The 13,080-nt window shown below is 65.8% G+C and carries 10 protein-coding genes; all 10 read right to left on the minus strand.

Features of this window, described 5'->3' with window-relative positions:
• Positions 1-19: 19 nt before the first annotated feature.
• The 10 genes from A9Z05_RS26820 to A9Z05_RS26865 all read right to left on the minus strand — a co-directional run bounded on the left by A9Z05_RS26820 (position 20) and on the right by A9Z05_RS26865 (position 13,008).
• Positions 20-1,663, minus strand: coding sequence for an ABC transporter ATP-binding protein (locus A9Z05_RS26820; protein ID WP_069620768.1), 1,644 nt, complete (start codon positions 1,661-1,663; stop codon positions 20-22).
• Complete coding sequence (locus A9Z05_RS26825) at positions 1,660-2,775, minus strand: ABC transporter permease (protein ID WP_069620769.1); 1,116 nt, start codon at positions 2,773-2,775, stop codon at positions 1,660-1,662. The genes A9Z05_RS26820 and A9Z05_RS26825 overlap by 4 nt, the downstream gene beginning before the upstream one ends.
• Positions 2,729-3,781: a microcin C ABC transporter permease YejB gene (locus A9Z05_RS26830; protein WP_069620770.1), complete on the minus strand. Its 1,053-nt coding sequence runs from the start codon at positions 3,779-3,781 to the stop codon at positions 2,729-2,731. The genes A9Z05_RS26825 and A9Z05_RS26830 overlap by 47 nt, the downstream gene beginning before the upstream one ends.
• 12 nt (positions 3,782-3,793) lie before the next feature.
• Complete coding sequence (locus tag A9Z05_RS26835) at positions 3,794-5,668, minus strand: extracellular solute-binding protein (protein ID WP_069620771.1); 1,875 nt, start codon at positions 5,666-5,668, stop codon at positions 3,794-3,796.
• A 240-nt stretch (positions 5,669-5,908) separates the two neighbouring features.
• The gene (locus tag A9Z05_RS26840; RefSeq protein ID WP_069620772.1) at positions 5,909-8,725 is read right to left on the minus strand and encodes a TonB-dependent receptor; all 2,817 of its coding nucleotides are present in this window, start codon (positions 8,723-8,725) and stop codon (positions 5,909-5,911) included.
• Between the two features lie 333 nt (positions 8,726-9,058).
• Positions 9,059-9,634, minus strand: a complete 576-nt coding sequence (locus A9Z05_RS26845) for a helix-turn-helix domain-containing protein (RefSeq protein ID WP_069620773.1) — start codon at positions 9,632-9,634, stop codon at positions 9,059-9,061.
• Positions 9,635-9,939: 305 nt separating this feature from the next.
• The gene (locus A9Z05_RS26850) at positions 9,940-11,130 is read right to left on the minus strand and encodes a tetratricopeptide repeat protein (RefSeq protein ID WP_069620774.1); all 1,191 of its coding nucleotides are present in this window, start codon (positions 11,128-11,130) and stop codon (positions 9,940-9,942) included.
• 16 nt (positions 11,131-11,146) lie between these two features.
• Positions 11,147-11,578, minus strand: a complete 432-nt coding sequence (locus A9Z05_RS26855) for a biopolymer transporter ExbD (protein WP_069620775.1) — start codon at positions 11,576-11,578, stop codon at positions 11,147-11,149.
• Positions 11,579-11,659: 81 nt separating this feature from the next.
• A complete protein-coding gene (locus A9Z05_RS26860; protein WP_069620776.1) occupies positions 11,660-12,082 on the minus strand; it encodes a biopolymer transporter ExbD in 423 nt (140 codons plus the stop codon).
• Positions 12,083-12,102: 20 nt separating this feature from the next.
• Positions 12,103-13,008, minus strand: a complete 906-nt coding sequence (locus A9Z05_RS26865) for a MotA/TolQ/ExbB proton channel family protein (protein WP_069620777.1) — start codon at positions 13,006-13,008, stop codon at positions 12,103-12,105.
• Positions 13,009-13,080 lie beyond the last annotated feature (72 nt).

Genomic DNA, 13,080 nt, shown 5'->3' on the forward strand with positions numbered 1-13,080 from the left:
GCGCCGCGCCCGGTTCACGTCAATCATCCGCGCCCCCTTCCCGCTGCAGCGGGCCCGGTTCCGGCGCGAGCATCGACGATGCGAGCAGCGCCTGCGTATACGGGTGGGACGGCGCGTGCAACACGTCGAGCGTTTCGCCCTCCTCGACCACGCGCCCCGCCTTCATCACGATGACCCGATGGGCCATCGCGCGCATCACCGCCAGATCGTGCGTGATGAACAGGTAGCTCAGTTCGTACTTCTTTTGCAGGTTCGTCAGCAGGTTCAGCACCTGCTTCTGGATAGACACGTCGAGCGCGCTCGTCGGTTCGTCCAGCACCAGCAGTTCCGGCTCGACCGCCAGTGCGCGCGCGATCGCGATGCGCTGGCGCTGGCCGCCGGAAAATTCGTGTGGATAGCGCAGCATCGCGTCGGCCGGCAGGCCGACCTCCTGCAGCAGGGCCGCGATCCGCGCACGCCGCGCGGCGCCGGCCACCGTCGGCCGGTGCACGGCGAGACCTTCGCCGACGATCTGCTCGACCGTCATGCGCGGCGACAGCGAGCCGAACGGATCCTGGAACACGACCTGCATGCGGCCGTACAGCGCGCGCCGGCCGCGGGTCGTGCGCAGCGATGCCAGCGGCATGCCGTCGATCTCGATGCCGCCCGACGCCGGCCGCTGCAGGCCGAGCACGGCCGCCGCCAGCGTCGATTTCCCCGATCCCGATTCGCCGACGATGCCGAGCGTCTCGCCGCGCCGCAGGCTCAGCTGCACGTCGTGCACGGCCCGGAACGCCGTCTTGCCGAACACCGCGCGCCAGCCCTTCGCCGCGATGCGGTAATCGACGGCGAGTTGCTGGACGTCGAGGATCGTCCGCGCGCCGGCCGCGACCGGTTCGACCGCGCGTTGCGGCGCGCTGTCGAGCAGCCGGCGCGTGTACGCGTGTTGCGGCGCGGCGAACAGCGCGCCGGTCGTGTTCGTCTCCACGAGCACGCCCTGCTCCATCACGGCCACGCGCTGCGCGAAGCGCCGCACGAGGTTCAGGTCGTGCGTGATCAGCAGCACGGCCATCCCGCGCGCGGCGGCCTCCTGCTCCTGAAGCTCGATCAGCAGGTCGACGATCTGCTGGCGCACCGTCACGTCGAGCGCCGTCGTCGGTTCGTCCGCGAGCAACAGCCGCGGCCGGCACGCGAGCGCCATCGCGATCATCGCGCGTTGCCGCTGGCCGCCCGACAACTGATGCGGAAAACTGTCGATGCGCCGCTCCGGCTCCGGAATCCCGGTGCGCCGCAGCAGCGCGATGCCGCGCTCGCGCGCGGCGCCCGGCCGCAGCCCCTCGTGCAGCCGCAGGCTCTCGGCGATCTGCTTGCCGATCGTATAGAGCGGATTGAGTGCCGTCATCGGCTCCTGGAACACCATCGCGATATCGGCGCCGCGGATGCCGCGCATCTGCTGCTCGGTCTTCGCGAGCAGATCCTCGCCGTCGAACAGCATTTGTCCCGACAGCGTCGCCTGCTGCGCGAGCCGCAGGATCGACAGGGCCGTCACGCTCTTGCCCGAGCCCGACTCGCCGACGAGCGCCACGCGCTCGCCGCGCCCGACCGCGAGACTCAGGTCCTGCACGGCGGCTTTCGCGCCGAAGTGCGCGGAGAACCGTCGAATGTCCAACAAAGGGGCCGTCATCGCTGCTCCCCGCCGAAGGCCGAGCCGCGCGCGCGCGTGTCGAGCGCATTGCGCAACGCGTCGCCCATGAACGTGAGCAGCAGCAGCGTAACGACCAGCGCCGAGAACGCGGAGATCGAGATCCACCACGCGTCGAGGTAGTTCTTGCCTTCCTGCAGCAGCTCGCCGAGGCTCGGCGTCGGCGGCTGCACGCCGAGGCCGAGGAAGTCGAGGCTCGTCAGCGACAGGATCGCCGCGCTCATCCGGAACGGCAGGAACGTGATCACCGGCGTCAGGCTGTTCGGCAGCACGTGCCGCCACATGATCTGCCAGTTCGACAGCCCCATCGTGCGCGCGGCCTTCACGTAGTCCAGCGCGCGGTTGCGCAGGAACTCCGCGCGCACGTAGTCGGACAGCACGAGCCAGCCGAACATCGACAGCAGGACGAACAGCAGCCACAGCGACGGCTCGAAGATCGACGCGAAAATGATCAGCAGGTACAGGTCGGGCAGCGCGCTCCAGATCTCGATCAGGCGCTGCCCGACGAGATCGGTGCGTCCGCCGTAGAAGCCCTGCAGCGCGCCCGTCAGCACGCCGAGCGCGACACCCGACACCGTCAGCGCGAACGCCATCAGCACCGACAGCCGAAATCCGTACAGCAGCCGCGCCAGCACGTCGCGGCCGAACTGGTCGGTGCCGAGCCAGTTGCTCGCGGACGGCGGCGCCGGATACGGCCGCGACGCGAAATAGTCGATCGTGTCGTAGCGGTAGCGGTTCGGCGGGTAGATCGCGAAGTTGCCGTGCGATTCGATCTTCGCGCGGATGTACGGATCGAGATAGTTGGTCTTCGCCGGGAAATCGCCGCCGAACTGCGTTTCCGGATAGTTCTTCACGATCGGGAAATAGAAGTGCCCGTCGTAGCGCACCACCAGCGGCCGGTCGTTCGACAATACTTCGGCCAGCAGACTGAGCGCGAACAGCGTGGCAAAGATCACGAGGCTCCAGTAGCCGAGCCGCTGCGTGCGAAACCGCAGCCACGTGCGTCGCCATGGCGACGGGGACGTCGCGCATGCGACGGCGGCCGGATCAGTGATCCAGGCGGTTGAACTGGATGCGGGGGTCGACGAGGACATAGCAGACGTCAGCAATGAGTTTGGTCAGGAGGCCGATGAGCGTGAACAGGAACAGCGAGCCGAGCACCACCGGATAGTCGCGGCGAATCACCGAGTCGTACGAAAGCTGCCCCATGCCGTCGAGCGAGAACAGCGTCTCGATCAGCAGGTTGCCGTTCAGGAAGGCACCGACGAACGCGGCCGGCAGCCCGGTGAGCAGCGGGATCGCGGCATTGCGCAGTACGTGCTTCCACAGCACGTCGCGCTCCGGCGCGCCCTTCGCGCGTGCGGTCAGCACGTATTGCCGGCCGATTTCGTCGAGGAACGTGTTCTTCGTGAGGATCGTGACGATCGCGAAATTGCCGACCACCGAGGCCGTCACCGGCAACGCGATATGCCACAGATAGTCGAGGGCCTTGCCGATCAGCGTCAGCTCGTCGAAGTCGTCCGAGGTCAAGCCGCGCATCGGAAACACCTGCCAGAACGTGCCGCCGCCAAACAGCATCAGCAGCAGCACGCCAAGCACGAAGCCCGGAATCGCGTAGCCGCCGAGCACGAGCACGCTCGTCACCGTGTCGAAGCGCGAGCCGTTGCGCACGGCCTTCGCGATGCCGAGCGGCACCGACACGAGGTACGTGAGGAACACCGTCCACAAGCCGAGCGTGATCGACACCGGCAGCTTCGAGCGGATCACGGCCCATACGCTGCGGTGCGCGAAATAGGACTGCCCGAGGTCGAACGTCGCATAGCTTTTCAGCATCAGCGCGTAGCGCTCGAGCGGCGGCTTGTCGAAGCCGAACTGCTTGCGGATCTGCTCGATCTGCTGCGGATCGACGCCCTGGCTGCCGTGGTAGCCGCCCCCGCCTCCGCCCGCCTCCCCGCCGCGCGCGCTGCCGTGGCGCAATTGCGCGAGCACCTGCTCGACCGGGCCGCCCGGCACGAACTGCGTGACCGCGAACGTGATCGTCACCACCCCGATTAGCGTGGGAATCATCAGCAGCAGTCGCTTGAGTATGTATGCCAGCATGGTCGTTCTCCGTCAGGCCGCCGGAGCGGGTTGGGCCGCCGGCCGCTTCACGTACCAGTAGTCGATGATCCAGTCCTCGTACTGATAGGAAGCCGGCACGACTGGCGGATGGCCGAGCGTCGTCTTGTACGCGATCCGTGCGTTCGGCATGTAGTACTGCGGGACCAGCACGTACAGGTTGATCAGCACGCGGTCGAGCGCGTGCGTGGCCGTCTCGAGATCGTCGAGCGTGTTGGCCGCGAGCGCCGCGCGGATCAGCGCGTCGACGGCGTTCGACTTCACGCCCGGATAGTTCTCCGAACCAGTCTGCGAGGCGGCCGCGCTGCCGAAACGGCGCGTCAGCTCCGCGCCCGGGATCGTCACGGGCGAGTAGATATACGTCGTCATGTCGTACTCGAAATTGTCGAGCCGCTTCTGGTAGAGCGCGCTGTCGATCTCGTGCAGGTACGCGTGGATGCCGAGCGTCGCGAGCGCCTGCGTGTAGGGCAGGATCAGGCGATCCATGCCGGGCTGGTCGTCGATGATCTCGATCGTCATCGGCGTGCCGCTCGCGTCGCGCAGCGCGCCGTCGCGGTAATGCCAGCCGGCCTGCGCGAGCAGGTCGCGCGCTTGCCTGAGGTTCGCGCGCAGCGAGCCCGGCGGCAGCGTCGACGGCTGCTTGACCATCGGGCCGAACACCTCCGGCGGCAGCGTCGAGCGGTACGGTTCGAGCAGCGCGAGCTCCTTCGCGCTCGGCATGCCGGACGCGGCGAACGGGCTCGCGTCCCAGAAGCTGTTGGTGCGGCGGTACTGTCCGTAGAACATCATCCGGCTCATCCAGTCGAAGTCGAATGCCAGCGCGAGCGCATGCCGCACGCGCACGTCCTGGAACATCGGCTTGCGCAGGTTCATCAGGAAACCCTGCATCTGCGCGGGGCCGTCCGGGAATTCCCCCCTCTTCAGCGTGCCGTTGCCGAAATTCTTGCCGACGTACTTGCGCGCCCACTGCGTCGAGCTGTACTCCATCCGCGCGTCGACATCGCCGGCCTTGAACGCCTCGAGTGCCGTGTACTGGTCGAGATACAGCTTGAACGACACGCGTGCGAAACGGAACATCCCGCGCCGCGACGGCAAGTTCGCCGCCCAGTAGTGCGGATTGCGCACATAGGCGATCTGCTTGTCGTTCCTGCGCTGCTCGATCAGGTATGCACCGCTCGCGATCGGCGGCACGTTCGCGATCTGGTCGAACGGCGGCCGCGTACCGTCCGCGCGCTGCCCCCATTTCGGCGAGAACACCGGCAGGTCGCCCGCGATCAGCGCGGCGTCACGCTCCGCGTGCTTGAACTCGAAGCGGATCGTGTGACCGTCGACGACCACCGCGCGCCGGATGATCGAGAACTGCGCGTTGTACAGCGGCGACGCCTGCGGGCTCGTCAGCGTATCGAACGAATACTTGACGTCGGCCGCGGTGATCGGGTCGCCGTTCGAGAAGCGCGCGGCCGCGTTGATGTGGAATGTGGCCGACAGCCCGTCGGGCGCCACCTCGACGTCGTCGGCGATCAACGCGTATTCGGACGCGAGTTCGTCCCAGCTGCGCTGCATCAGCGTGTCGAACATCAGGTTCTTGATGTCCGGTGCGGGCGAGCCGCGGGTCAGAAACGGGTTGAGGGAGTCGTAGCTCTGTGCCTGATCGTAGTTTTCGAAGTTGAGCGTGCCGGTGTCCGGCGCGTCGGGATCGGCATAATCGAAATGCGTAAAATTGGCCGGGTATTTGGGTTGGTCGTATTGCGCGATCGCCGACACCGCGAGCGCCGCACGTGGCATGGCGCTGCCCGACACGAGCAGCACGGCGCATGCGAACAGCGCCGCGCGCGGCACGCCTGCCCATCGCCATTTCAACAGTTTCATGGTCCGTCTGTCCGAAAACGCGCGGGCGCGATGCCTGCGCGCGGTAGATGCCTGTGCAGGATGCCGCGTGCCACCTGCACCCCACTGGTTGTTCGTGCTGAAAACGATCCTGCAAACTGCATCGCCGCACGTCCCGGTTGCAGGCCGTCGTGGCGCCAGGCGAAAAAGGGCCGCTCCAAAAAATGGGGAGGTGGACGTGGAGCGGCCGGTCTAAAGCCCATCAGTGCATCGCAATCGCCATCAGAACTTGTAGGTCGCGCCAACCTGTGCGAATCGACCGACATACGTGTACAGCGACGTGTCGTAGCCCGTCTGGTAACTCGCGTTCATATAAACCGGGTCGAACGGCGGCGCACGATTGAAGATGTTGTCGATGCCCGCGTAGATCGTCCAGTGCTTGAAGCCGGTGTAGCTGACCATCAGGTTGAACTGGCTGTACGAAGCCACGCTGTCCTGCATGTTCGGATATTGGCCCGGCGACAGGATGGCCTGGCTGTACGGCCCCGTGAACATCCACGTCAACGTTGCGTTCCATTGGTTGTGGTAGTTCCAGTTCAGACTCGTGTTGCCCTTCCAGCGCGGGAAACTGCCGCCGAACGGCTCGTTCAGCGAACCGTTGTTGCCCGCGAAGTCGGTCGTCTCGCCGCCCACCGGCATCTTGAAGTGCCACACGTAGGCCCAGTCGCCCGACAGCGTGAAAGTGCCGATCTTGGTCGACACTGATTGGCGGAAGGTGGTCTCGAAGCCGTCCGTATCGAGCGACGACAGGTTCATGTACGGCAGCAGCACGTACGCGATCGAGCCGTTCGGGTTACGGATCACCTTCGACGGATCATTCTGGTCGACCACCGTCTGGATGTCTTCCGTGCCAATCACGTTGTCGATGTGGATCTTGTACCAGTCGAAGCCGAAATCGGTATTGCGGGTGGGCGACAGCTGGAAGCCGATGTTGTAGTTCTTGGTCCGCTCCGGCTGCAGCTTGCTGTTACCGGTCTGCACTTCCTCAACGAGGTTGTATGCGTTCGGGTTGTTAGGATCGTTCGCATCGACCGCGCCTTGCGCGCCGTAGGTCCGCGACGAGGTGTTTTCGATCAGCGTCGGTGCGCGGAAGCCACGGTTGTAGGAACCGTACATCGTCAGCTCGCGGATCGGCTGGAAGCGCAACGCGAAGCGCGGCGAGAACGCGCCACCGAAGTCGCTGTAGTGGTCATAACGCCCCGACTGGCTGAACGTCAGGTTCTTCAGGATAGGAATGTCGATCTGGTAGTAGACCGCCGCGACGTTGCGCTCTCCGTTGACCGATTGCAGCGACGGCTGGATGAGCGTGCCATTCGCGTAGTCCGCGCCCGTACCGATGTACTGGCTCTGGTGCGTGAATTGCGTACCGAGACCCAGGCCGACGTTACCCGTGGGCAACGTGAACAGGTTCGGCGTCGACAGCGTCGCGTCGACAGCGTCGAGCTTCGTGATGGCCTGTGTCGACGTGCTTCCGTACAGCCCGTTCAACCCGTTCGGTGTCGACGATGGATTGGCGAAATTGAATACGCCGTTCTGGACGATATTCTCCAGTGCGGCCGCGTTGATCAGGTTCGAATAGTTGTTCGACACCGTGTCCTGCGAATGCGTGTAGGACGCCGTCCAATCCCAATCCCCCACGCGCGGCGTGCTGAACGAGCCTTTCACGCCGGTCGCGGCACGCCAGAAGTTGGAGCTCGTATGCACGGCCTGCGCGGCCGGGAACGCGTAGACCAGCTTCGCCGGCACGCCAAACGGGTTATACGGGTTGCTGCCCGGTACAAGGTTCGAAATCGGGTTGAGACCGCCCGTCGCCGGATCATAGGTCTGCGTGCTGTTACCGAGGCGGCCGACGAAGTTGTTCGTGACCGTCGTATTGTTGCTTTCCCACAGATCGGCGAACGCCTGCATCGCGTCGTTGATCTTGAAGTCGGCGTGCACCTTCGCGCTCAGACGTTCAGTCCACGGCGACAGCGACGATGCGTACGCGGTGTTGTTTGCGCAGACCGTGCCGGGCCCGTTGACCTGCGCGACGGAGGTGCCCGGCACGGCCTGGCCTCCGTTCGGACACGGGCTCAGCGGCACCTTCGCGCCGGTGGTCGGATTGCGCCAGTAGGAGACGCTCTGGTTCGACAGGCCGCCCGGGAAATTGGAGAAGTTCTGGTTCTGCGTCGTGTCGCGATCTGCGATCGAAATGCCGTTCGACTTGTAGTAGCTGAGCGCCGCCGTCACGTTGAAGCGGTCGGCGTTCAGGTCGCCGAAGCCGCCGAGGATGCTGAACTTCGTCGTGCCCTGGCCGCCTTCACCGTTCGTCGCGCCACCGTAGCTGCCACCCAATTCAAGACCCTGAAAGTTTTTCTTCGTGATGATGTTCACCACGCCCGCGATTGCGTCGGAACCATACTGAGACACCGCACCGGTCTTGACAATTTCGATACGGTCGATGATGTTGAGCGGCAGCGTGTTCAGGTCGAAGAACTGATCGCTGCCGTTCACCGCGAACGCATACGGCGACACCCGCATGCCGTCGATCAGCACCAGCGTGTATTTCTCGCTGAGGCCGCGCAGCGCGATACCTGCGCCGCCCGGCGCGAAGCTGTTCGTCGAGCCTTCGCTCCAGCTGCTTGCCGAATTCGCCGAGGTGCTGCGCAGGTAGTCAGCGACGCTGGTCTGGCCGCTGTTCTCGATGTCCTTGCTCGTGACGGTCTGCACCTGGTTGAAGCCGACCTTGTCGGCCTGCCGGATCAGCGAACCGGTCACTTCGAACCGCTTGATCTGCGCGACCTTGCCCTGTCCATTCGCGCGGGGCGTCGCCACGGGTGCCGCTCCGGATCCCGCAGCCCCCGTGGCAGCGACAGCACCCGCCGCACCGTCCGCCTGTGCAACGGTCATCGGTGCGCCGTTCGCGACTGCGTCCGCGATCGATGCGGCTCCCGGCGCCGGCTGGCTCTGGGCGAACGCGGGCGGCACCAGCGCGGCCGTCAGCGCCAGCTCCGCCCAGACTATCCGCTTGATGGCCAACGCCAAAACTCTCTGCTTCATCTTGTTCCCTCTCGCTCGTAGTAAGACCCCACCTGCTGCACTCCTTGCTCGCCCTGGGCGCCCGTGTAACGGAACCCGCGATAGCCACGCTTCCGACTGCCACGACTCGAACGGATCGGCCTCGGGGTACCCGTGCCACTCAGCATCACCGTCTCTATAATTTGATTCGTCTTACTTACTACATGGAATGAGCGCACTTCCTGCTACTTCCGATTCGATGGACGACGGGCCCGCCCTGTCGGCAGCGAAAATGTTCGCCCGCCGTATTGCGTGCGGCCTTCCATCGATCGGTGACTTCTCCTGCATCGCGGCGTACGGCGCCTGCCGCCTCGGCTAGAACAGCCGCGGCGTACCAACCCAGACGATCACCGCCTCTTCGTCGGCCGTGTTGTGCCACGCATGCGGCATCGTCGACTCGTAGTGCGCGGTGTCGCCCGGGCTCAACACGAACGTGCAATCCTCCAGCGTGAGCGCGACCCTTCCACGCATCACATAGAGGAACTCCTCTCCTGCATGCGTCGTCACTTCCGACGGCGACTGCCCCGCCGGTATTCTGACGAGAATCGCGTCGAGCTTGCGGCCGTCCACGAGATTCGTCAGCCGGGCAAAGGAATTCGCCGAGTTCGTGAACTGGAAATACCGCAGTGCATCGCCGCGGCACACCGAGCGCGCCTCGGTCGGCGTGTCGATGAAGTACTGCATCGTCACACCGAGCGCCTTCGCAATCCGGACCAGCGACGTGATCGACGGCGTCGCGCGCCCGCGCTCGACCTGCGACAGGAACGGCTTCGATATCCCTGCCGTCGTGGCCGCTTCGTCGAGCGTGAGTTTCAGCCGCTGCCGAAGCGCGCGGATCTTGTTGCCGAGCGAAACCGCGACGAGCACCGATTCATCGGGAGGCAAGACCATGGAAGAACGGACCCTCTCAATCGAAATCGGTTTGATGTCGGCAGGCCTTGCCCGACGCCATGAGGCTGCCGCCGCGGCGCGAGGCTCCGCTGCCCTTTGCCGCCGCGCGCACGTCGCACGCCGAGCGAAACGGGATTCCCGCTTCGCGGTCTCGCGATTCGCGCTCATTTCATTCGGCTTACTAATTAACAAGGCTGCCCCTTTTCGTCGTCCAGTCAGACTTCCCTTCCTTCAGGTGGCGCAATGGCACGTGTATGCGGTACGGCGCCCATCCCGCGTTTGGCCCCCGCGTCCCCAGCGTCGCCTTACCGCGACGCGACGACCGTCCAGAGCTTCGCCAGATCCGCCGATCCGTCGGTACCCTTCACCGTATGCAGCACCTGGACCGCATGCGCCTTCTGGCCCGCCACGTAGTACGCCTCGCCGAGCCGCAGCCGCGCCGCATCGGGATGCTCGAGCCCGCCCTTCGCGATCGCCTGCTCCATCATCGACAGCCCCTGCGCCGCGTGGCCCGCGAACACCAGATTCATGCCGGCGTCGATCGGCGCCACCGGGTCGGCAGCGTCCGCGCCCGACTGCGCGCGCCTCGCGGCCAGCGCCTGCAGCCGTTTCTCGCGGTCCGCCTGCGCGTCCTTGCCCAACACGCCGGACGCGAAGCCCTGATCGATCACCTGCCGGCCTTCGGCCGGCGTGCCCGCCACCAGCGCGAGCTGCGTCATCTCCATATAGGCGTCGGCCGTCGTCAGCGAGCCCGTCGCCCTGCGCAGCCGATAGATGTCGAGGTCGAGCGACGACAGATAACCGGGGCTGCCGCGAATGGCCGAAACCATTTCCTCCCAGTACGCGGGGCTCGGATGATAAGCCACCAGCATGCCGAGCGCGCTGCGATACGCACCGGAATCCTTGCTCTTTTGCGCACAGGTCGCCAGCATCTGCAACTGCCCTTCGTCCGGCGCGTGGCCGGCCTTCACCTGTGCGTCCGCGCCCGCCTTCAACTGGCTCACGACCTGGCTGCAATCGTTCGACAAGTAATACGACTGCGTGAGCAGCGTGTGCATTTCCGGATCCGTGCCGCCCGCCTTCAGGTAGCGCTGCGCGACGCGGATCGCCTGCGGATAGTTCTTCTGCTGGAAGTAGATTCCCGCGAGCGCCGCTGTCGTCCGCTGCTCGTCCGCACCCGACAGGCGTCCCGAGTTCAGAACGGTTTCGTAGGCCTGCGCGGCCACGCCGGTATCGCCGGCCGCCATCGCCGCCGCGCCGCGCGTCGCTTCCACCATGTAGGTCTCATACGGCGTGCGGTTGGGCACGGCGGCCGCCTGCGCGATCTTGCCGAGCGCGTCGCGATACTTGTGCGCGCGATACAGGTCCTGCGCCGCCGCCAGCGGCTTCGCCACCTCGGGCCGCAACGCGTCGGCCGTCCACGCCGGCCGGCCGAGCATGCAGGCCGCACCGAGCGCCGTCAGCGCCATCATCCGTTTCCATCGTCGCTGGTTCATCGGTTGGCCCGTTCCGTCATTGCATGAACTGCTCGTTTCCGATCAGGCCGATCTTCGTCGCGCCCACGCGCTGCGCGGACGCCAGTACGGCCGCCACGTCCTTGTACGGCGCCAGCTTGTTCGGTCGCAGATGGATCTCCGCCTGCACGGGCTCGTGCGCGACCTGCGTCAGCTTCGCCTCCAGTGCCGCGCGGTCCGGCACCGGTGCGCCGTTCCACGTCGTCGTGCCGTCGAAGTCGATGTCGATCTGCACGACTTCCGGCTGTGTGGCCGGCGGCGGCGGATTGCCCACCGGCAGGTCCATCTTCACCGAATGCATCTGGATCGGGATCGTGATGATCAGCATGATCAGCAGCACCAGCATCACGTCGATCAGCGGCGTGGTGTTGATGTCGACCATCACGTCCGGCTCGCTGCCGCCCCCGCCCGAAGGCACGTTCATTCCCATCGTCTGCTCCTGTCGATGCCTGCTCCGATCCCTTGCGTCGCCGTCGATCGACAGCGGCGCGCGTGCCGTCCCCACGCAACGTTAACCACCACGCGCCGGCGGTTCCGTAATGAACGACACCTTCGCGATACCTGCGCGCTCGCACATCGTGATGACCCGGCCGATGAACTCGTAGCGCGTGTTCTGGTCGCCCCGCACGTGCACGCTCGGCTGCGGCTGCTGCTGCGACACACCCTTCAGCTTCGCGAGCAAAGCCGATGCGTCCACCCGTTGCTCGCCCCAGAAGAAATCGCCGTCGCGGTTCACCGCGATCTCGACGCTCTTCGGCGTGGTCTGCAGCGGCTGCACGACCTCCTTCGGCAACTGCAGCTGGATCGTGTGCGTGACGACCGGAATCGTGATCAGGAAGATGATCAGCAACACCAGCATCACGTCGACGAGCGGCGTCGTGTTGATGTTCGCGATCACCTCGTCGCTTTCGTCCTGCCCGACGTTCATGCCCATCGCGCGCCTCCGTCAGCCGGTCAGTTCACGAGCGACGCGGCCGCCGACGGCACGCGAGCAGGACGCTTGCTGCCGGCCAGCAGCACGGTATGCAGCTGCGCGCCGAAGTTGCGGACCCGCTCCATCACCGACTTGTTGCGCCGGACCAGGAAGTTGTAGCCGAGTACGGCAGGCACGGCGACCGCCAGGCCGATCGCCGTCATGATGAGCGCCTCGCCGACCGGGCCCGCGACCTTGTCGATCGACGCCTGGCCGGCAATCCCGATCGCCGTCAGCGCGTGATAGATCCCCCAGACCGTGCCGAACAGCCCGACGAACGGCGCGGTCGAGCCGACCGTCGCCAGGAACGCGAGCCCGTCCTGCATGCGGTTCGACACGTTCGTGATCGAGCGCTCGACGGACACGTCGATCCACGTGTTGCGGTCCACTGCTTCGAGCAGCGCCTCGTCGTGATGCTCGCCCGCCTCGATCGCCGTTTCGGCGATGAAGCGGAACGGCGATGCCTCGTCGAGCAGCTTCGCGCCCTCGGCCAGCGACGGCGCGCTCCAGAGCTGCGCGTCCGCAAGCTTCGCGCGGCGGTTCGCTCGCAACTGCTCGACGAACTTCGTGACCATGATGTACCAGCTGCCCATCGACATGATCACGAGCAGGATCAGCACGAACCGCGCGACGAAGTCGCCGTTCTTCCAGAGCGCCCCGAGCCCGTACGGATTCTCGACGGCTTCGGTCGCGGCCGGCGCCGGCGGCGGGGCCGGCTCGGCGGCGGACGGCGCCGGCGTCGCCGTCGCGGCCTGTGTCGACGCGTCGGATGCCGCCGTGGCTCCGCTCGCTTGCGCGTAAGCGAATTGCGGTGCAACGAGCCCGTCGATTGCAGCGACGGACATCAACAGGCTTGCCGCCAGCGCGGCCAGAGAACGCTTGGTCATACCCCACTCCAATTATTTCGTTGAACTTACAATGAAGGTTCAAGCCGGTTTTCCCCGGTCCGGCGCCCGCCG

It is taken from the genome of Burkholderia sp. A2, assembly GCF_001729305.1.
GTDB lineage: Bacteria > Pseudomonadota > Gammaproteobacteria > Burkholderiales > Burkholderiaceae > Burkholderia > Burkholderia sola.

What these genes read in the sequence shown, in the direction of transcription:
- A9Z05_RS26820 (WP_069620768.1), bottom strand. Translation starts at nt 1,663, where the DNA reads ATGACGGCCCCTTTGTTGGACATTCGACGGTTCTCCGCGCACTTCGGC.
- A9Z05_RS26825 (WP_069620769.1), bottom strand. Translation starts at nt 2,775, where the DNA reads ATGTCCTCGTCGACCCCCGCATCCAGTTCAACCGCCTGGATCACTGAT.
- A9Z05_RS26830 (WP_069620770.1), bottom strand. Translation starts at nt 3,781, where the DNA reads ATGCTGGCATACATACTCAAGCGACTGCTGCTGATGATTCCCACGCTA.
- A9Z05_RS26835 (WP_069620771.1), bottom strand. Translation starts at nt 5,668, where the DNA reads ATGAAACTGTTGAAATGGCGATGGGCAGGCGTGCCGCGCGCGGCGCTG.
- A9Z05_RS26840 (WP_069620772.1), bottom strand. Translation starts at nt 8,725, where the DNA reads ATGAAGCAGAGAGTTTTGGCGTTGGCCATCAAGCGGATAGTCTGGGCG.
- A9Z05_RS26845 (WP_069620773.1), bottom strand. Translation starts at nt 9,634, where the DNA reads ATGGTCTTGCCTCCCGATGAATCGGTGCTCGTCGCGGTTTCGCTCGGC.
- A9Z05_RS26850 (WP_069620774.1), bottom strand. Translation starts at nt 11,130, where the DNA reads ATGAACCAGCGACGATGGAAACGGATGATGGCGCTGACGGCGCTCGGT.
- A9Z05_RS26855 (WP_069620775.1), bottom strand. Translation starts at nt 11,578, where the DNA reads ATGGGAATGAACGTGCCTTCGGGCGGGGGCGGCAGCGAGCCGGACGTG.
- A9Z05_RS26860 (WP_069620776.1), bottom strand. Translation starts at nt 12,082, where the DNA reads ATGGGCATGAACGTCGGGCAGGACGAAAGCGACGAGGTGATCGCGAAC.
- A9Z05_RS26865 (WP_069620777.1), bottom strand. Translation starts at nt 13,008, where the DNA reads ATGACCAAGCGTTCTCTGGCCGCGCTGGCGGCAAGCCTGTTGATGTCC.